This window comes from Streptomyces sp. NPDC052040 (assembly GCF_044548405.1).
GTDB lineage: Bacteria > Actinomycetota > Actinomycetes > Streptomycetales > Streptomycetaceae > Streptomyces.
On record NZ_JBIUBV010000002.1, the window covers coordinates 209,319 to 228,122 of the forward strand.

An 18,804-nucleotide genomic window follows, 5' to 3' on the forward strand; every position below is an offset into this window, starting at 1 on the left:
TCGTCGAATTCACACGCAGGGCGAGTAGGGGGTATTGACGCGGGGTAGTCGGCGGACGTCCCCAGCGCCGCCCGGCAGCAGGTGAGCTGCCCTTCCGTCAACCGGGCGTCCGCGCAATGGTTTCGGAGAATCACCCGGCCGGTGGCTCCGGGGAAAGGGAACCGCACCCATGGCCGTGATGCGTATAGCTGTAATGCATACCGCCGCCGGGTCCGGGACGGGCTAGGAGACCACGTCCTTGCGGGCGAATCCGCGGAAGGCGAGAGCGAACAGCACCAACGCATACGCCACGGAGACCGCCGTGCCCTGGATCATGCCGGACCACTCGGGGCGGGGCTGGACGGCGTCCGCCCAGGCGAACTGCCAGTGTGCGGGCAGGAAGTCGCGCCAGTGGCCGAGCGCGGTGACCGCGTCCAGGACGTTCCCCACGATCGTGAGGCCCACCGCGCCGCCGACCGCGCCCAGCGGCGCGTCCGTACGGGTCGACAGCCAGAACGCCAGTCCGGCGGTGACCAGTTGGGACACGAAGAGGTACGCCACCACGACCACGAGCCGTTCCACAGCCGTGCCCGCGCCGAGGGCACCGCCGGTCGGCAGCTCCAGCGGGCCCCAGCCATAGGCGGCCGTGCCCACCGCGAGCGCCACCACCGGCAGCAGCACCATGGCCGCCAGGCTCAGCCCCAGCCCGACCGCGAGCTTGGACCACAGCAGCCGGGTGCGGGGCACGGGCGCAGCGAGCAGATAGCGCAGCGAGGACCAGCTCGCCTCGGAGGCCACCGTGTCCCCGCAGAACAGGGCGACCGGGATCACCAGCAGGAAACCGGCGGAGACGAACAGATTCACCGCTGCGAAGTTGGCGCCCGACGCGGTCGCCGTGTCCATCAGCGTGACCTGCCCGTTGCGGCTGCCCGGGTCGCCCCCGACGGCGAAGGCGACGACCAGCACGAACGGCAGCACGGCCAGGATCGCGCCCATGACGAGCGTGCGGCGCCGCTTCAGCTGCCGGACCAGCTCGACGCGGAGCGGGAGCGTCCGCCGCGGCCGGTACCCGTCCGCCGTCTCGGCCCGCTCGGCGAGCGCACTCATGGGGAACCTCCGATCAGGGTGAGGAAGGCGTCCTCAAGACGGCGGTGGGGGCCGAGCGAGGAGACGGGCACATCGAGCCGGACCAGCTCGACCAGCAGCCGGGCGGCAGCCGCGGAACCGGCCGCGACCGGCTCGACGGGGTCCACGGCCACAGCGGCCGGGTCCACGACCGCCACGGCCGGGTCGACGACCGCCACGGCGGGGACCACCGGCTCTCCGGGGCCCACGGGGCTCGGGGCGGACGTCACCGGGACCGGGGCGGCTTCCAGGGAGGTGCGCGCCTCGGGTGCCGGGGCGAGCCGTACCAGCAGCCCGCCCTCCGCCCGTACCGCCGAGGAGACACCGGGCAGTGCGGCCACCTTCTCCACCAGCGGGTCGGCCACCGGGGCCGCGAGACCCACCAGCAGGGTGTCGCCGGAGCCCACGATGTCCTCCACCGGCCCCGCCTGGACCAGCCGTCCGCGGTCCATGACCACCAGATGCGTGCAGGACTGCTCGACCTCCGCCAGCAGATGGCTGGAGACGATGACCGTACGGCCGCCCGCCGCGTACCGGATCATGACCTCGCGCATCTCGCGGATCTGCGGCGGGTCCAGGCCGTTGGTCGGTTCGTCCAGGATCAGCAGGTCCGGCAGGCCCAGCATCGCCTGGGCCAGGGCGAGCCGTTGGCGCATGCCCTGGGAGTAGGTGCGGACCGCACGGGACAGGGCGTCGCCGAGCGCGGCGATCTCCAGCGCCTCGTCCATTCGCGCGTCCTCGGGCGGGCGGCCGGTCGCCCTCCAGTACAGCTCCAGATTCTCCCGGCCCGACAGATGTGGGAGGAAGCCCGCGCCCTCCACGAAGGCCCCGACCCGGGACAGCACCGGCGCGCCCGGACGGACGGCATGGCCGAAGACCCGGATCTCGCCGCCGTCCGGTGCGATGAGACCCATCAGCATGCGCAGGGTGGTCGTCTTGCCCGCGCCGTTCGGCCCGAGCAGGCCGAGCACCTGGCCCTTCTCCACCCGGAAGGACACGTCCCGGACCGCGTACCGGTCCGCCGAGCGCGCGTACCGCTTGCTCAGGCCCGTGATCCGCAGCGGGACCTCGACGAGCGCGGGGTCGGGCGCGGGGGCCGCCGTGCGGCGGCGGCCCGTCAGCAGCAGGGCCGCCGCGGCCACCGCTCCGGCGAGCGGCAGCCACCAGACCCAGGACGGCAGCGGGGCCGCCGCGGTCGTCACGCCCGGTGCCGTGGGCACCGTGAGACCGCCCTTCAGGGAGACCCGGTAGGTGGCGGGCGCGACCGGGGAGGCGTAGCCGAGATCCGTGGAGGCGAGGACCAGCCGCAGCCGGTGGCCCTTCTGCACCTCGTGGTCGACGGCGGGCAAGGTGAGGGTGACGTCCGTGCCGTGCTGGGCGCCGGTCACCCGGACGGGGGCGACCAGCTGGGAGGGCAGCACCGGGCGGCCGCCGCCGGGGCCGACGTCGTAGACCTTTCCGAAGAGCACCGCTTCGCCGCTGGTGGACGTCACACGGACGGTCGCCGTCGGGGAGCCGGTGATCCGCAGATCGTCGCGGACCGGGGCCGAGTCGAAGTGCGCGTACTGCCCGGGGAAGTCGAGCGAGACGCCGATGCCCAGCGACGACAGCCGGGACAGGCCGCCGGCCGCCCCGCCGAGGCCCGGCAGCGCGGAGACGGCGGGCGGTCCGGCGCCCGCCGGGTTGGCGAAGCTCTGCTCACGGCCCGTCAGCGGGACCGTGCGGCGGCCGCTCTCCAGACCGGGGTAGGCGTCCGCGCTCGCGCCGCGCAGCAGGGCCGCGCCGTCCGTGGAGTCGACGCCCCCGGTGCGGGTGATCCGGAACGCGGGCCCCGTGTCCACGCCCTTGTCGCCCTTGAGATAGCGGTCGAACCAGGCCGTGACGCGCCCCTGGACGCGGGAGGTCTCCAGGTCGCCGCCGTCGTGGCCGCCCGCGATCCAGTCCACGTCCACGGGCGCGCCGTTCGCCCGGATCGTCCTGGCGGCCGAGTCGGCCTGGCCGAGCGGGAACAGTGAGTCGGTCTGGCCCTGCACCAGCAGCGCGGGCACCTTGATGTCCTTGCCGACGGCGGCGGGGGAGCGTGCCTGGAGCAGGGCGCGCGCCTGCGCGTCGGGTGTGCCGGACTCCGCGACCCGCTCGTACATCCGGCACAGCTCGGGGGTGAACTTCTGGCAGCCGCCGCCGGAGTTCACGAAGACGCCCGCCCACAGCTTCTTGAACACGCCGCTCGGGAACAGGGCGTCCGCCAGGTTCCAGTAGGTGATCGCGGGGGCGATGGCGTCCACCCGGTGGTCGTGTCCGGCCGCGAGGAGCGCGACCGCCCCGCCGTACGAGGCGCCCGCCACACCCACGCGCGGGTCGCCGGGCCGGTCCAGCTCGACCTCGGGGCGGCCGGCCAGCCAGTCGATCAGCCGGGAGACGTCGGCGACCTCGCCCCGGGGGTCGTTCAGCCCGATCTTCCCGGTGGACCGTCCGAACCCCCGTGCGGACCAGGTCAGTACGGCGTAGCCGTGCCGGGCGAGCTGCTCCGCCTGGCCCCGGACGTCGTCCTTGCTGCCGCCGAAGCCGTGGGCGAGCAGGACGGCGGGGCGGCGTCCGCCGGTCTTCGCGGTGAAGTACGAGGTGTCGATCCGCACTCCGCCGCCCATGTCCAGGACCCGGTCGGTGCGGCGCACGGCGGGCGCGCCGTCCGAGGCGACGGCCGTCCAGGTGCCCACACAGGCCAGCAGCACGAGGACGACCGCGGCGACGACGGCCGCGGCCCCCCGGCGCGCCCCCCGGACGGCGGGCAGTCGAAGATCCATGCGTCAACGGTACGGGCCGCCACCGACAATCGCTGCGGCCGCCGGGCGGAACTCCGGGCCCTCCCAGGGTCGTAGGGGCCCGGAGCGGTGTACCGCAGCCGCGGTACGGCGTGCTGGCGGCCGCGGCGGGGCGGCGCTCAGGCCTGTGCGTCCTCGGGGATCGACACCAGCCAGCGGGTGTCGCGGCGGGGGCGGAGGTAGAGCGCCCAGTAGAGGGTGGCCGCGGCGGTGATGCCGCCGGTCCACAGCAGATAGACGGTCTCCTGCTGGGTCAGGATGTAGCCGAGGACCGCGATCAGCAGCACCGGCATCACGGGCCACAGCGGCATCCGCCAGGCGGGCGTGTGCCGGTGGCTGCCGCGCCGGGCCAGCAGGGCGGCGACCGCGACCAGCAGATACATGCCGGTCACCGAGACGCCCGTGACGCCGTAGAGGGTGTCCAGGTTGACGAAGCACAGCAGTGCGCCGGGGACGCCGACGAGGAGGGTGGCGACCCAGGGGGAGCCGAACCGGCCGAGCCTGGACAGGGCGTTGTTGACCGGCTCGGGCCAGGCCTTGTCGCGGGCGGAGGCGAACAGCACGCGGGAGTTCTGGATGACCATCACGATGCCCGCGTTGATGATGGCGAGCGCCACGCAGAGGCTGACGAAGGTGCCGACGGCCGAGTTGGACCAGGCGATGACCATGGTGCTGATGTCGCCGCTCGTCAGTGCCTTCAGATCGGGGGCGCCCAGGGTGATGGCCACCACCGGGACCAGGATGACCACCGAGGAGATGGCGAGGGTGGCGAGGACCGTGCGGGCCACGTTGCGGCGCGGGTTCTCCAGTTCCTCGGAGAGGTAGACGGCGGTGGAGAAGCCCTGAGTGACGAAGAGGGCGATGGCGAGTCCGGAGACCACCAGCATCGCCGTCACGGTGTCGGTGTGGCCGCCGGTGCCGGCCACCTGCATGGAGACCAGGCTGTCGGGGCCGCGCCGGCCGTGGGTGAAGCCGAGGACCGCGACGACCCCGGCGGCCACCACTTCCAGGACCAGGAAGATGCCGGTGATCCACGCGTTGGCGCGCAGGTCCAGCAGTCCGGCGAGGGTGGCGAGCAGCATGACCCCGGCGCCGGTCAGCGCGGGGTCGAGGTGCACGACCGGGGCGAGGTAGTCCGCCGTGCCCATGGCGATCACCGGCGGGACGATCATCACGACCAGCAGGGACAGTACGAAGACCAGCCAGCCCGCGAGCCGTCCGGCGAGCGTCGACACCATGGCGTACTCGCCGCCCGCGCTGGGGATCAGGGTGCCCAGCTCCGAGTAGCAGAACGCCACGGCGATACAGAGCAGGGAGCCGATGGCGATGGTGAGGGCGGTGGCGGTGCCGAGCGAGCCGAAGAGATCGGGGACGACCACGAAGAGGGTGGAGGCGGGCGTCACGCACGAGAGGGTGAGCAGAGTGCCGCCGACGACTCCGATGGACCGCTTGAGCGTCCGGGGACTGCTGTCCGGTGCCAGGGCGACGGAGTTCTCGACAGGGCGGAGCGTGTCGGTCATGCGGCGGTTCCGATCGACTCGTGCGGTGGTGGTCCGGGCGGGAGCGCTATCGCCTCCGGAGGGCTGGGTCTTCGTGGTTCTGGTCCGCTCCCGGTGCGCTGCATGGAACCCCGACGAAAACCGCTGCGTCAATGGCCGTTAACCTTCGGAATCCGCACTTGTAAAGCGGCCCATGGCGGGTTGCTTTCCCAGGGCAAGACGCCCTTCTATCTCATTAGCCAAGCCGTTCTGTGATTGGACCTTGCTTTCCAAGGTGAATGCGGTTGTTGGCCTGCATCACCCGTTTGGTGACGCCCGCACGGGAACCGCAGCGAAGATGTCAAAAAAATGTCAGGCCGTCCGGATACCGGACGGCCTGACGAGGACTCACAGCGGCTGAGGAGAGGTCCTCAGTGGTTGCGCGGGAACCCGAGGTCCACTCCCGCGGGGGCCTCGGACGGGTCGGGCCAGCGCGTGGTGACCACCTTGCCGCGGGTGTAGAAGTGCGTGCCGTCGTTGCCGTAGATGTGGTGGTCGCCGAAGAGCGAGTCCTTCCAGCCGCCGAAGGAGTGGTAGCCCACCGGGACCGGGATCGGCACGTTCACGCCCACCATGCCCGCCTGGACCTCCAGCTGGAAGCGGCGGGCCGCGCCGCCGTCCCGGGTGAAGATCGCGGTGCCGTTGCCGAACGGGGAGGCGTTGATGAGGGCGAGCCCCTCCTCGTAGCTCTCCGCCCGCAGCACGCACAGCACCGGGCCGAAGATCTCGTCCCGGTACGCCCGCGCCGTGGTCGGCACCCGGTCCAGCAGCGAGATGCCGATCCAGTGGCCGTCCTCGTAGCCGTCGACGGTGTAACCGGTGCCGTCGAGGACCACCTCGGCGCCCTCCGCCGCCGCGCCCGTCACATACGAGGCCACCTTGTCGCGGTGCGCCTTGGTGATCAGCGGGCCCATCTCGGAGGCCGGGTCGTCGCCCGGACCGATCTTGATCTTCTCGGCGCGCTCGCGGATCTTCTCCACCAGCTCGTCACCGATGGCGCCGACCGCCACCACCGCGGAGATCGCCATGCAGCGCTCGCCCGCCGAGCCGTACGCCGCCGAGACCGCCGCGTCCGCGGCCGCGTCCAGATCGGCGTCCGGCAGCACCAGCATGTGGTTCTTGGCGCCGCCCAGGGCCTGGACCCGCTTGCCGTTCGCGGAGGCGGTGGTGTGGATGTAACGGGCGATCGGGGTGGAGCCGACGAAGGACACCGCCTGGACGTCCGGGTGCTCCAGCAGCCGGTCCACGGCCGCCTTGTCACCGTGCACGACATTGAGGACACCGTCCGGCAGCCCGGCCTCCGCGAACAGCTCCGCCAGGCGCAGCGACGCCGAGGGGTCCTTCTCGGACGGCTTCAGCACAAAGGTGTTGCCGCAGGCGATGGCGATCGGGAACATCCACATCGGGACCATCGCCGGGAAGTTGAACGGCGTGATGCCCGCCACCACACCCAGCGGCTGCCGGATCGCGGCCACATCCACCCGGCTCGCCACCTGGGTGGACAGCTCGCCCTTCAGCTGGACGCTGATCCCGCAGGCCAGGTCGACGATCTCCAGGCCGCGCGCCACCTCGCCGAGCGCGTCGCCGTGCACCTTGCCGTGCTCGGCGGTGATCAGCTCGGCGATCTCGTCGCGGTGCTCGTCCAGCAGCGCACGGAACTTGAACAGGACGGAGGTGCGCTGCGCGAGGGACGACTGCCCCCACGTCACGAACGCCTCCTTGGCCGCGGCGACCGCCGCGTCCACCTCGTCCACGGTCGCGAAGGCGACCCGGGCGGTCACCGCGCCGGTCGCCGGGTCCGTCACCGGACCGTACGAGCCCGACGCGCCCTCGACGGGCTTGCCGCCGATCCAGTGGTTGACGGTCTTCGTCATGCCCAAAAACTCCTTCACAGATGGCGGCGCCGGGTCGAGACGTGCCGGTCGTACTCCTCACGCGCCGTGACCGCCGACGGCCGTGTCGCGGTCTCGGCCACGGGTACATCCCACCAGGCCTGTGCCGGAGGTGCGCCCGACACAGTGTCTGCGGTTTCGGTCTCCACGTAGACACATGTGGGAGTGTCCGCGGCACGCGCCTCGGCGAGCGCCCCGCGCAGCTCGCCCGCGGTCCTCGCACGCAGCACCCGCATGCCCAGGCTGGCCGCGTTGGCCGCCAGGTCCACGGGCAGCGGCGCCCCCGTGTAGGAGCCGTCCGCGGACCGGAAGCGGTAGGCGGTGCCGAACCGCTCGCCGCCCACGGACTCCGACAGACCGCCGATGGAGGCGTAGCCGTGGTTCTGCACCAGCAGGACCTTGATCGCGATCCCCTCCTGCACGGCCGTGACGATCTCCGTCGGCATCATCAGATAGGTGCCGTCGCCGACCAGCGCCCACACCGGCCGCTCGGGTGCCGCCATCTTCACCCCGATCGCGGCCGGGATCTCGTAGCCCATGCAGGAGTAGCCGTACTCCAGGTGGTACTGGTCGGGCGAGCGGGTCCGCCACAGCTTGTGCAGATCGCCCGGGAGGGAGCCCGCCGCGCCCACGAGGATGTCGGACTCGTCGACCACCGCGTCCAGCGCGCCGAGCACCTGCGGCTGCGTCGGCCGTACGTCCGGATCGGGGGCCGCGAAGCAGGTGTCCACCCGCTCCTCCCAGTGCCGCTTGCCCTCCGTGTACGCGGTGGCGTACCCGGGGTCGACGCGGAACCCGTGCACTTGCAGCGCCTCGGTCAGCTCCTCCAGACCGCTGCGCGCGTCCGCGATCAGCGGCAGCCCGGAGAGCTTGTGGCCGTCGAGCGGGGCGATGTTGAGATTGAGGAAGCGCACGCCCTCCCCGGCGAAGAGGGTGCCGGAGGCCGTGGTGAAGTCGGTGTAGCGGGTGCCGACGCCGATCACCAGGTCGGCGGCGCGGGCCAGTTCGTCGGCGGTCGCCGTGCCGGTGTGGCCGATGCCGCCCACGTCCTGCGGGTGGTCCCAGCGCAGCGAGCCCTTGCCCGCCTGGGTGGAGGCGACCGGGACGCCGGTGGTCTCGGCGAACTCCGCGAGCGCCTGCTCCGCCCGGCTGTGGTGGACTCCGCCGCCCGCCACCACCAGGGGGCGCCGGGCGGACCGGACCGCCTGCACGGCGGCGGCCAGTTCGCCCGGGTCGGCGCCCGGGCGGCGCACCGCCCAGACCCGTTCGGCGAAGAACTCCATGGGCCAGTCGAAGCCCTCCGCCTGCACGTCCTGCGGCAGCGCGAGGGTCACGGCGCCCGTCTCCACCGGGTCGGCGAGCACCCGCATCGCCTGGAGGGCGGCCGGGATCAGCGCCTCGGGGCGGGTGATCCGGTCGAAGTACCGCGACACCGGACGCAGACAGTCGTTGACGGACACGTCACCGGCCTGCGGGACCTCCAGCTGCTGGAGCACCGGGTCGGCCGGGCGGGTGGCGAAGACATCGCCGGGCAGCAGCAGGACCGGGAGGTGGTTGACCGTGGCGAGGGCCGCGCCGGTGACCAGGTTGGTGGCACCGGGGCCGATGGACGTGGTCACCGCGTGCGCGGACAGCCGGTTCGCCTGGCGGGCGTGGCCGACCGCCGCGTGCACCATCGACTGCTCGTTGCGGCCCTGGTGGAAGGGCATCACATCGCCGTATTCGACCAGCGCCTGCCCGAGGCCCGCGACATTGCCGTGGCCGAAGATGCCCCAGGTGGCGCCGATCAGCCGGTGGCGCACCCCGTCGCGCTCGGTGTACTGGGCGGCCAGGAAGCGGACGAGCGCCTGCGCGACGGTGAGCCTCGTCGTCGAGGTCATCGGTAACCCCCTGTGCTTTCCGTGTGGTCCGGGTGGAAGGAGATCCGCCAGGCGCGCTCCTCGCCCGGACCGGCCATGACGTTCAGGTAGTACATGGTGTGCCCGGGCTGGGCGACGGAGGGGCCGTGCCAGCCGTCGGGGACGAGGACGGCGTCCCCGCTGCGCACCTCGGCGAGCACATCGGCGCCGCCCTCGCGGGAGGGGAACACGCGCTGGTAGCCGAAGCCGTTCGGCCCCTCGATCTCGAAGTAGTAGATCTCCTCCAGCACGGATTCCTCGCCCGGCCGCGACTCGTCGTGCTTGTGCGGCGGGTACGAGGACCAGTGGCCGCCGGGTGTGATCACCTCCACGGCGATGAGCCGGTCGCACTCGAAGGCGTCGGCCGAGGCGAAGTTGCGCACCTGCCGGGCGCAGCCGCCGCTGCCGCGGTCTTCGACGGGAACCTCCGGCGCGGGGCCGTAGCGGGCGGGGAGTCGGCGCTCGCACTTCGCTCCTGCCAGGGCGAAGCGGCCTCCCGCGCCGGAGGCGATCTGCACCCGGGCGTCCCGGGGCACGTACGCGAAGTCCGATGCCCCCGCGAAAACGTCGTCCCTGCCCAGGAGTTGAAAGGCGGTGTCCTCGGTGCGCACGGTACAGGCGCCTTCGAGAGGAAGCACGATCCATTCGCTGTCCCCGGTGGTGAACACCTCGGTGTCGCCCGGCCGCAGCTCCAGGACCCGCAGACTGCTGTGGCTCCAGCCAGCCCGCCCGGGGTCGATGTCGAGGGAGTACCGGCCGTTCGCGGCCGCCCCCCGGGGAACGTACAGCTCCTTGCTCATGCGGCCCTCACAGAAGTCCTACGGCGGTGTCGACGGCGGTGGCGACATCGCCGTCCGCCGGATACAGCAGCGAACGGCCCACCACCAGGCCCTTGACGGTCGGCAGTCGGAGTGCCCCGCGCCACTTCTCGTACGCCCCCTGCTGGTCCCGGCCGACATCGCCGCCGAGCAGCACGGCCGGCAGGGTGGAGGTCTCCATCACCCGGGCCATGTCGTCCGGGTTCTCCGTCACGGGCACCTTCAGCCAGGTGTACGCCGAACTGCCGCCCAGACCACTGGCGATGGCGATGGACCGGGTGACGGCCTCGGCGCCGAGATCGTTGCGCAGCCCCCCGCCGGGGGTGCGGCGGCTGATGAACGGCTCGACGAACACCGGGATCCGGCGCTCGGCCATCTCGTCGATCACCCGCGCGGTGGACTCCAGGGTGTTGAGCGAGCCCCGGTCGTCGTAGTCGATGCGCAGCAGCAGTTTGCCCGCGTCGAAGCGGAGCCGCTCGATGTCCCGCGGCCGGTGGCCGGTGAACCGGTCGTCCAGCTCGAAGGATGCCCCCTGAAGGCCGCCGCGGTTCATCGACCCCATGACGACCTTGCCGTCGAGGGCGCCGAGCAGCAGCAGGTCGTCCAGGATGTCCGCGGTGGCCAGCACCCCGTCGACACCCGGCCGGGACAGCGCGAGGCACAGCCGCTCCAGCAGGTCCCGGCGGCTCGCCATGGCCAGGGCGCGGTCGCCGACCCCGAGGGCGCCGCGGGCGGGGTGGTCGGCCGCGACGATCATCAGCCGTCCGGTGTCCCCGAGCAGCGGCCGCCTGCCCCGCCGGGCGGCCGCCTCGGCCACGGCCTCGGGGTGGCGGGTGCGGACACGGACCAGCTCGGAGACGTCCACGCGGGGGGCGGCGGGGGAGGGCGGGGCGCTCTCCCGGAGCGCGGTGCCGTGTGCGGCGGGGGGCTGCCGTATGCCGGGGACGGCGGCGGTACCGGACTCCTGCTGGGGGCTCACGATGCGTTCCGTGTGCCCTGTGTGCCCCGTAGGCTCCGTGCGCCCCGGGCATTCCGTGTGCCCCGCGTGCTCCGCGTGTTCCGCCGTCATCGCACCTCTCCCGCCGTGAGCGCGTCCTCGACCTCGGCGGGGGTCGGCATCGCGGAGGAGCACTCCAGACGGGAGGCCACGATCGCCCCCGCCGCGTTCGCGTACCGCATGATCCGTTCCAGGTCCCAGCCGGCGAGCAGCCCGTGGCAGAGCGAGCCGCCGAAGGCGTCGCCCGCGCCGAGGCCGTTGAGGACCCGCACCGGCAGCGGGGGGACCTGCGCGGACTCGCCCGCGGCGCTCACCGCGAGCACCCCCTTGGGCCCCTGCTTGACCACGGCGAGGGCCACGCCCGCGTCCAGCAGGGCCCGGGCGGCGGCGTGCGGTTCGCGCTCCCCGGTGGCGATCTCCACCTCGTCGACATTTCCGACGGCGACGGTGGTGTGGCGCAGGGCCTCGGCGTAGAAGGGGCGCGCGGCAGTGGCGTCCCGCCAGAACATGGGGCGCCAGTCCAGGTCGAAGACCGTGGGGCCGGAGGCGGCGCGGTGGGCGAGGGCGGCGAGTGTCGCGGCGCGGCTCGGCTCCTCGCTCAGGCCGGTGCCCGTCATCCAGAAGACGCGCGCGGCGCGGACCGCGTCCAGGTCCACCTCGCCCGGGCCGATCTCCAGGTCGGGTGCCTTGGGCTGCCGGTAGAAGTACAGCGGGAAGTCGTCCGGCGGGAAGACCTCGCAGAAGGTGACCGGTGTCGGCAGCCCCGGTACCGGGGTCACCCAGCGGTCGTCCACACCGAAGCCGCGCAGCTCCTCGTGGAGGTAGGTGCCGAAGGGGTCGTCGCCGGTGCGGGTGATCACCGCCGTACGGCGGCCGAGGCGGGCGGCGGCGACCGCGACATTCGTGGCCGACCCGCCCAGGAACTTGCCGAAGGCCGTCACCCGGTGCAGGGGCACCCCCGTCTGGAGCGGGTAGAGATCCACTCCGATCCGGCCCATGGTGATCAGGTCGTACGGGGCAGCGCCGTGCGGGCCCCGCTCCTCGGACTCCTCCATCGAGTTCCCTTCCCCTTGGCTGCCCCCAGGTCTAGCCGTGCGGAGGGAGCCCTGTCAATGCTTTGTCCGGACATTCGGACGACAGCTTGACATGGCGGGCGGGGCCGCCGGGGAGGGTGACGTCGGCAACCCAGGCAATTCCGGAGATCACCCCATCGGGGGCGCAACCAGGACGGGGGCCGTGCAGTTGACTCAACGTCGGGCATTCCGCCCGGACGTTTGTGACAACTTCCAAGGAGCACTTCTCCATGTCGCGTATCGCGAAGGGCCTCGCCCTGACCACCGTTGCCGCTGCGGCCGTGGCGGGCACCGCCGGTATCGCCGCCGCCGACAGCGGCGCAAGCGCCGCTGCCGACACCTCCCCGGGCATCGTGTCGGGCAACGTGGTGGAGGCCCCGGTGCACGTCCCCGCCAACGTCTGCGGTGTCACGGCCACCGTCATCGGCCTGCTGAACCCGGCGTCCACGAACAACTGCGCCACCAACTGACGCCTGCCAGGCGCTTCCGGCCGGCCGCTCTCCCCCGAGGGGGGCGGCCGGTCGGCGTATGTCCGGCCGCCCGGTCGTTGCACCGAACGGGTGGTGTGCGTTTCGATCTCTCCGCAGCCGGTCCCACCAGGCATGACGCGGGTGACGGCATCACTCTTCCCAGCTACCCCCGGCAGCCGAACGGTTGCAGTCCGCGATGTCCCCTTCCACGGTGAATCTCAGGCACCAAGCCTCACGACGAAGGGAACATCATGCGTGTTCTGCCCGCGCGGCGCTTTGCCTGCCCCGCTCTCTGCGCCATGCTGCTCATCGGAATCGCCGGACCGGCCGCCGCGGTGGCCGACCGTGCCCCGGCACGCGGCCGGGTCCCCGCGGAGACGGCCCCCCTGCCCCCGAGCGCCGATGTCCTGGTGCGTCCGGTCACCGATCTGCTGGCCGCCGTGCTCAAGGCGGACCACGGACGGATTCCGGCCGACCAGGCGGCCCGGCTCGGCAAGGCGGTGGACGACGGCATCGCCCAGGTGACCCTGGCCTCGTCGGCGACCAAGGCCCCGGTGGCCGGGGAGGACGACGCCGTCGCGGACCTCCAGCAGGCCACCGACAAGCTGCTCGCGGCCGCCACCTCCGACGACACCGGCCAGGTGGCGCCGAGCGCCACGGCCGTGGTGAACGGTCTCGCCAAGGTCCTCGCCTCGGGCTTCGTCTCCGGTGAGACGCTGCCCCTGCCCAACCCCTCCGACGCCTCGGCCCTCCCCAGCCTCCCGGAACTGCCGTCGCCGAAGCCGTCCGCGTCGCAGCCGCCGAAGCTTTCTCCGTCGCAGCTGCCGAAGGCCTCCACGTCCGCGATGCCGAAGGCTTCCGGGTCGCTGATGCCGAGGGCCTTCGCGTCCCCGATGCCGAAGACTTCCGGGCCGTCGATGCCGAAGTCCTCCGCGTCGCAGCTGCCCAGGGTTTCCGGGTCGCAGCTGCCGAAGTCCTCTGTGTCGCAGCCGCCGAAGGTCTCCGGCTCGCTGGTGCCGAAGGCGGCTCCTTCGCTGCTGCTGGCGCCGATGCCGTCGCACTCGACGGGCTGAGGTCCGCTCCGCGGCCGCGGGGCCCGGCCCGGTACGTCGCCCGTCCGGCCCGTCGTGGCCGCCGAGCGTCTGCGGGCCGGGCGGGCGGTGGTCAGCCGAGGCGGCGTACGGGCTCTCCGGCGAGGTAGGCGCGGATGTCCTCGACGGCCTCGCCGTAGTACGTCGCGTAGTTGGCGCGGGAGACATAGCCCAGGTGCGGGGTGGCGAGCAGCCGCGGGGCGGTACGCATCGGATGCCCGGCCGGGAGCGGCTCCAGATCGAACACGTCTACGCCCGCACCGGCGATCCGCCCCGCGTGCAGGGCCTCCAACAGGGCGTCCTGGTCCACGATCGCGGCCCGCGAGGTGTTGACCAGATAGGCGGTCGGCTTCAACAGCGCGAGTTCACGGGCACCGAGCAGCCCCCGGGAGCGGTCCCCGAGCGCGAGGTGCACCGAGACGAAGTCACTGCTCATCAGCAACTCGTCCAGGGAAGCGGCGCGTTCGACACCGACCTCGTCCGCGCGTTCCCGGGTGAGATGACGGCTCCAGGCGGAGACCTCCATGCCGAAGGCCAGCCCGACGCGGGCCACCCGGCCGCCGATCTTCCCGAGGCCGAGCAGTCCGAGCCGCCGCCCGTGCAGATCGGCGCCGACCGTGCTCTGCCAGGGGCCGCCGTCCCGCAGGGAGTTGCTCTCGGGCACGATGCCGCGCGCGAGCCCGAGCAGCAGCGCCCAGGTCAGCTCGACGGGCGGGGTGGAGGAACTGGCGGTGCCGCAGACGGTCACGCCACCGGCCTCCGCGGCCGCGTAGTCGATGACGGAGTTCCGCATTCCGGATGCGATCAGTAGCTTCAGCCGGGGCAGCCGGGCCAGCAGCGAGGCGGGAAAGGCCACGCGTTCGCGCAGGGTGACGACGATGTCGAACCCGGCGAGCGCCTCGGCCAGGGCGTCCTCGTCGGCGAAGTGCTCCGCGAAGGACACGACCTCCACCCGGTCCGCCACCGGTGACCAGTCCGCGACGGTGGTCGCGACCTGCTGGAAGTCGTCGAGCACGGCACAGCGAAGCCGCATATCAGCCCCCTTCTGATCAACGGCGGCACTCTACCGAACCGGTGTGCGGGCTCAGTTGTCCTGCCGGGAACCAAAGACCCGCACACCGTCCCCGAGGCGCAGCAGGGACCACAGGGCCTTCGCGTCGTCGTAACGGAGATTGACGCACCCATGGGAGCCCGGGTCCTCGAAGATCGGGCGGTAACTCGCGTGCAGGGCCTGGCCGCCGTCGAAGAACTGGCTGTACGGCATCGGCGCGTCGTACAGGCTGGACCAGAACTTCACCACGCGCCGGTAGACCGGGTGCGTACCGTTGCGGGTCCGGTGGCCGGGCATTCCGGTACGTGCCGGAACCGGGCCGAAGACGACCTTTCTGCCCCGCTGCACCCACAGCAACTGGCGCGACTGGTCGACGCAGACCACCAGCCGGGTCCGGCCGGAGCAGCCGGTGAGCGACGCCGGGTGCCGCACCGCCCAGTCCACGGCCGCGGCCCGGCGGCTGACCAGCCCCGCATAGCCGTCGGCCGGGCTGATGCCGTACGCGCTCTGGAGGGTGCGGATCGCCGCACAGTCCTCGGCGGACTGCTTTCCGTCCTGGGGCAGGCCGAGATACTTCTCCACCTCGCGCTGGTAGGGCCCGGTGGACAGTCGGCACACCTCGGTGCCCCCGTCGCCCCGGGGGCGCTCCCCGGACGCGCCCGCTGCTGCCGCTCCCGGCGCACCGGTCGCCACCAGGGACCCCGTGAGGGATCCGGCCAGGACGGCCAGCGCGACAAGGCGCCCGGGGCCGCGGCGGACGCGTGCCTTCTCGGTCATGGGTTTCCTCCTGGTGCCTGCGGGGTGCTGACGACGGTGCCCCGGGCCGATGCTTCGGCCCGGGGCACTTTTCGTCCGGTCGTTACTGCTGGGCGGGGATGATCGCCTTGTCCCGGCCCTGGACGGTGTCGAAGGTCCGGCAGTCGCTGCTGGCTCCGGTCGCCGGGCAGTTGCTGCCGGGGGTGTCGGAGACCACGGTGTTCAGCAGCCGGTGGTCGCCGAAGTCCTGGCGGTCCACGGTGATCGAGTAGTGGATGACCGCCGACTCACCGCGCAGGAGCGGACCGCTCCAGCTGAGCACCGGGGCGGCGTAGCTGACGGTGCCGCGGCTGGCGGTGGCGTCGTGGTCGTACCGGGCGTCGTCCAGCACGGCGGACAGGTCGTCCGTGAAGTGGGCCTGGTCGGCGCCCACCAGGTCCATGTCCCCGGTGTTACGGACCCGGATGGTGTACCGCACGGTGTCGCCCGGCCTGACCGTCCGGCGGTCGTCCTCGGTCTTGGTGATGGTGAGGCCGCCCCGGGGGACCCGGTTGCTGGCGGTGTTGTTGCGCAGGTCGGGGTCGAAGTCGTTGCCCCGGACCGTCGCCGTGTTGCGGACGCCGGTGAAGTTCGGGCCCGCGACGCCGGTGACGGTGACCGTGGTGCTGGCTCCCGAGGCCAGCGGACCGCCGGTGCAGGTCAGCAGGTTGGACCCGGAGACCATGCAGCCCGCCGAGGTGGTGAACGGGCCGTGCAGCGCCGCCGGGAGCTGGTCGGTGAGGACCCAGCCGGTCGAGGAGGCGGGGCCGTTGTTCGTCACCGTGAGGGTGTAGGTGACCGGGCTGCCGTTCGGCGCCGAGGACGGCCCCGACTTGCTGAGCGCCAGGTCCACCCGCCGCTGGGTGATGTTGGTGCTCACGGCGGCGGCGTTGTTGCTGAAGTCCGGGTCGGGCTGGTTGCCCGAGACGGTGACGATGTTGCGGAGGTTGGTGAAGCTCTGGCCCGCGACGCCGCTGAAGGTGATCGCCGTGCTGGTGTGGGCCGCGAGCGCGCCGCGGGAGCAGGTCAGCAGGCCGGGGATGGGGATGGTGCAGTCGACCGGGGGCACCACGCCGCGGATGCCCGTCGGCAGGTAGTCGGTGATGGCGAAACCGGTGGACGGGGTCGTGCTGTTGTTCGTCACCGTGATGGTGTAGGTGATGCTGTCACCTTCCCGCGCGGCGGCCGGACCCGTCTTCGTCACCGAGAGGTCGACACCGGTCTGACGCGATGCCGCCGGGGAGTGCACCCCCTTCACGGCGGTGACGGATTGGCTGGGGGCGGCCACCGCGGTGGAGGAAGCCATGCCCGAAGTCAGCGCCGTCATGATGCCCACGATGGTGAGCGCCGACACAGTGCCCGCGCGTCGAGCGCCGGGGCGCCTGCCGTTACCTTGACTCACGAGGATTGACCCTTCATGCCGGAGGCCCCTCGCAGCCGGCGCCCATGCGTCCGCTGCCGAAGGCGGCCTGTCGGAAGATTTCAGTTGAAGAAGAGCACATGGGATCTTTATCGGTCAGCTCTGGCGCGATGTGCGGACTCTTTTTAGTCCCAATGGAGCATGCCTCGGCGTGGCATGCGGAGTGAGTCGCTCCGGGCGTGATGGGTTCGGATTTTCCGCCGCTTTATTCCCTCGCCCGAGTGGGTGCCGTTTCGCCCGCCTGTGGCCCCGGGTGGGAGTCGGGCAAAGGGAGGGAAAGCTTCCGGTGTGAGAAAGCGGGAACGATCCTCGTCGTGCGTGCAATGTCAGTGCGTGCAATGTCAGTGCGTGCAATTTCATGTGTGAGGCGAGGAAGCGGTGAGCCGCAAGGAAATTCCTCTCAAAAGATCGTCGATTAATCGGCGGACCCCGGAAATGCACGGCGGACGCGCGAATCTCTGTACGCGCGAACCCCTGGACGCACGAAGCCCCCGGCCGGGGGCCGGGGGCGGCGGTGGCTGGCAGGCTCAGCGGACCTGCACCGTCACCACGTCAGAGGTGTGCAGACGCACGGGCTTCTGGTCGTGCGGGTTGGTCAGGCCGTACAGCACCGCGCGGAACTTCAGGTCACCGCGGCGCGCGGACGTGCCCTGTGCGGTGACCCGCGCGTCGCCCTTGACCGCGGCGCTGCAATTCTCCTGGTGCCATCCTTCGCCGAATCCGTTCTCCTCCAGGCACAGCTGGTGCAGATAGCCGGCGCTGTCATCGCCGCCGTGCGCCTGGACCGTGATGGCCTTTCCGACCTGTGCGGTGTGGGGCGCCGTGATGTCCACGGAGCCTTTCGCGAACACCGGTGCGGCGGCCAGGGCGACAGAGGCGAGACCCAGCGCACCGATCACAGCCGCGCGGCCGCCCCGCCTCATCATCCCGGTCTTCTTCATCTCGGTCTTCTCCGTCCTGGTCATGGACTTTCCCTCCCGCGGTTCCCCCAACAGGGGGGAACCGCCCCCTTCATGAAGGCGCCCGGTGCGCCTTGCCGACCAGTCAGACAGATGGGTTGACCCGAGCGTTTCACCCCACCCGGCGCTGTTACCAATTCCCTACAAAACTCTGGCAGTTCCGCACGAAGGCTGAGCAACTCCCTGCATTCGCCGACCAGTCATTTCCGGTCAATCAATGGGGCGGTGGCGGAGTCGGCTGAATTCCATCCGGTGCTGGGGGCCGAAGCCGGGGCCGGGGCCGGGGAAGCCGGGGCTGGGGCCGGGATGGGGCCTCGGCTCGGGGGTGGGGCCTGGAGTCGGGGCGTGCGCGCGCCGAAGGCCCGGTATCGGCGCGGCCGCGATGCCCGGTGTGATGCGCTGAACAGGGTCCGTACCGGCCTCGGACGGCTGCGGCGGGCCATCCGGCCGGGCCGCTTCCACTGCCGCTGCGCCGAGCGCATACTGGCTGGATCTCGGTGGCGCCCCCGGCAGGACTCGAACCTGCGGCCAAGCGCTTAGAAGGCGCCTGCTCTATCCACTGAGCTACGGGGGCCGGTGTGGTGGTCTGTCGCGGTGCCCGGGTGTGGGCCGATTGTGACCTTTCCGAGGACAAGGATAGGGCTCCCGGGTCCTTGCCCCTCGCGCTTCCCCTCCGTGGCTCGATGTGGAGGTTCAGTGAAGCGGTCCTGATAATCGCAGGCAGGTGCGAATCGCGCATCGCTTTTGGCGCCTGACGCCCCGGGTGTTGTGCACTCGTTATGCCCCCGCCCCAGTCGCCCCTTCCGTCCCCTGTGTCCTGTCGGCGCGTACACGTGCCCATATGCTTCATAAAGGAACCAAAAGCGGGCATTCTTC

The 18,804-nt window shown here is 71.9% G+C and carries 14 protein-coding genes and 1 tRNA gene; 2 read left to right on the forward strand and 13 right to left on the reverse strand.

Annotation, left to right across the window (positions count from 1 at the left end; translation table 11 throughout):
- Positions 1–222: 222 nt before the first annotated feature.
- The 8 genes from ACIHAA_RS07120 to iolC form a co-directional block, all read right to left on the reverse strand.
- Entirely contained in the window at positions 223–1,086 is an 864-nt protein-coding gene (locus ACIHAA_RS07120) for an ABC transporter permease (protein ID WP_399814055.1), read from the reverse strand.
- Complete coding sequence (locus ACIHAA_RS07125; protein ID WP_399814057.1) at positions 1,083–3,908, reverse strand: alpha/beta fold hydrolase; 2,826 nt, start codon at positions 3,906–3,908, stop codon at positions 1,083–1,085. The genes ACIHAA_RS07120 and ACIHAA_RS07125 overlap by 4 nt, the downstream gene beginning before the upstream one ends.
- Before the next feature lie 137 nt (positions 3,909–4,045).
- Positions 4,046–5,446 (reverse strand): APC family permease, encoded by a 1,401-nt coding sequence (locus ACIHAA_RS07130; protein ID WP_399814058.1) that lies wholly within the window; start codon positions 5,444–5,446, stop codon positions 4,046–4,048.
- 389 nt (positions 5,447–5,835) lie between these two features.
- A complete protein-coding gene (gene mmsA, locus ACIHAA_RS07135) occupies positions 5,836–7,338 on the reverse strand; it encodes a CoA-acylating methylmalonate-semialdehyde dehydrogenase (RefSeq protein WP_399814060.1) in 1,503 nt (500 codons plus the stop codon).
- Positions 7,339–7,352: 14 nt separating this feature from the next.
- Positions 7,353–9,236 (reverse strand): 3D-(3,5/4)-trihydroxycyclohexane-1,2-dione acylhydrolase (decyclizing), encoded by a 1,884-nt coding sequence (gene iolD / locus ACIHAA_RS07140; protein ID WP_399814063.1) that lies wholly within the window; start codon positions 9,234–9,236, stop codon positions 7,353–7,355.
- Positions 9,233–10,054 carry a 5-deoxy-glucuronate isomerase gene (iolB, locus tag ACIHAA_RS07145; protein WP_399814065.1) on the reverse strand — a complete coding sequence of 274 codons (822 nt, stop codon included), beginning with the start codon at positions 10,052–10,054 and terminating at the stop codon, positions 9,233–9,235. The genes iolD and iolB overlap by 4 nt, the downstream gene beginning before the upstream one ends.
- Positions 10,055–10,061: 7 nt before the next feature.
- Positions 10,062–11,051: a deoxyribose-phosphate aldolase gene (locus ACIHAA_RS07150; protein ID WP_399814067.1), complete on the reverse strand. Its 990-nt coding sequence runs from the start codon at positions 11,049–11,051 to the stop codon at positions 10,062–10,064.
- A gap of 86 nt (positions 11,052–11,137) precedes the next feature.
- Complete coding sequence (gene iolC / locus ACIHAA_RS07155) at positions 11,138–12,124, reverse strand: 5-dehydro-2-deoxygluconokinase (protein ID WP_399814069.1); 987 nt, start codon at positions 12,122–12,124, stop codon at positions 11,138–11,140.
- 248 nt (positions 12,125–12,372) lie between these two features.
- Here iolC and ACIHAA_RS07160 point away from each other — a divergent pair, with 248 nt between their 5' ends.
- Positions 12,373–12,612: a chaplin gene (locus tag ACIHAA_RS07160; RefSeq protein ID WP_399814071.1), complete on the forward strand. Its 240-nt coding sequence runs from the start codon at positions 12,373–12,375 to the stop codon at positions 12,610–12,612.
- Positions 12,613–12,863: 251 nt separating this feature from the next.
- The gene (locus tag ACIHAA_RS07165; RefSeq protein WP_399814073.1) at positions 12,864–13,685 is read left to right on the forward strand and encodes a hypothetical protein; all 822 of its coding nucleotides are present in this window, start codon (positions 12,864–12,866) and stop codon (positions 13,683–13,685) included.
- A 91-nt stretch (positions 13,686–13,776) separates the two neighbouring features.
- On the opposite strand, the gene ACIHAA_RS07170 is transcribed toward ACIHAA_RS07165, so the two are convergent.
- From ACIHAA_RS07170 to ACIHAA_RS07190, 5 genes are all read right to left on the reverse strand, one after another.
- Complete coding sequence (locus tag ACIHAA_RS07170) at positions 13,777–14,736, reverse strand: D-2-hydroxyacid dehydrogenase family protein (RefSeq protein ID WP_399814075.1); 960 nt, start codon at positions 14,734–14,736, stop codon at positions 13,777–13,779.
- A gap of 51 nt (positions 14,737–14,787) precedes the next feature.
- Positions 14,788–15,531 carry a L,D-transpeptidase gene (locus ACIHAA_RS07175; protein ID WP_399814077.1) on the reverse strand — a complete coding sequence of 248 codons (744 nt, stop codon included), beginning with the start codon at positions 15,529–15,531 and terminating at the stop codon, positions 14,788–14,790.
- Positions 15,532–15,613: 82 nt separating this feature from the next.
- A complete protein-coding gene (locus ACIHAA_RS07180; RefSeq protein ID WP_399814079.1) occupies positions 15,614–16,876 on the reverse strand; it encodes a DUF11 domain-containing protein in 1,263 nt (420 codons plus the stop codon).
- Between the two features lie 620 nt (positions 16,877–17,496).
- Positions 17,497–17,934: a hypothetical protein gene (locus tag ACIHAA_RS07185; protein ID WP_399814081.1), complete on the reverse strand. Its 438-nt coding sequence runs from the start codon at positions 17,932–17,934 to the stop codon at positions 17,497–17,499.
- 492 nt (positions 17,935–18,426) lie between these two features.
- Positions 18,427–18,502, reverse strand: a tRNA-Arg gene (locus ACIHAA_RS07190).
- Positions 18,503–18,804: the final 302 nt, after the last annotated feature.

Coding starts and splice junctions, on each gene's coding strand:
- ACIHAA_RS07120 (WP_399814055.1), bottom strand. CDS start 1,086: ATGAGTGCGCTCGCCGAGCGGGCCGAGACGGCGGACGGGTACCGGCCG.
- ACIHAA_RS07125 (WP_399814057.1), bottom strand. CDS start 3,908: ATGGATCTTCGACTGCCCGCCGTCCGGGGGGCGCGCCGGGGGGCCGCG.
- ACIHAA_RS07130 (WP_399814058.1), bottom strand. CDS start 5,446: ATGACCGACACGCTCCGCCCTGTCGAGAACTCCGTCGCCCTGGCACCG.
- mmsA (WP_399814060.1), bottom strand. CDS start 7,338: ATGACGAAGACCGTCAACCACTGGATCGGCGGCAAGCCCGTCGAGGGC.
- iolD (WP_399814063.1), bottom strand. CDS start 9,236: ATGACCTCGACGACGAGGCTCACCGTCGCGCAGGCGCTCGTCCGCTTC.
- iolB (WP_399814065.1), bottom strand. CDS start 10,054: ATGAGCAAGGAGCTGTACGTTCCCCGGGGGGCGGCCGCGAACGGCCGG.
- iolC (WP_399814069.1), bottom strand. CDS start 12,124: ATGGAGGAGTCCGAGGAGCGGGGCCCGCACGGCGCTGCCCCGTACGAC.
- ACIHAA_RS07160 (WP_399814071.1), top strand. CDS start 12,373: ATGTCGCGTATCGCGAAGGGCCTCGCCCTGACCACCGTTGCCGCTGCG.
- ACIHAA_RS07165 (WP_399814073.1), top strand. CDS start 12,864: ATGCGTGTTCTGCCCGCGCGGCGCTTTGCCTGCCCCGCTCTCTGCGCC.
- ACIHAA_RS07170 (WP_399814075.1), bottom strand. CDS start 14,736: ATGCGGCTTCGCTGTGCCGTGCTCGACGACTTCCAGCAGGTCGCGACC.
- ACIHAA_RS07175 (WP_399814077.1), bottom strand. CDS start 15,531: ATGACCGAGAAGGCACGCGTCCGCCGCGGCCCCGGGCGCCTTGTCGCG.
- ACIHAA_RS07180 (WP_399814079.1), bottom strand. CDS start 16,876: ATGACGGCGCTGACTTCGGGCATGGCTTCCTCCACCGCGGTGGCCGCC.
- ACIHAA_RS07185 (WP_399814081.1), bottom strand. CDS start 17,934: ATGACCAGGACGGAGAAGACCGAGATGAAGAAGACCGGGATGATGAGG.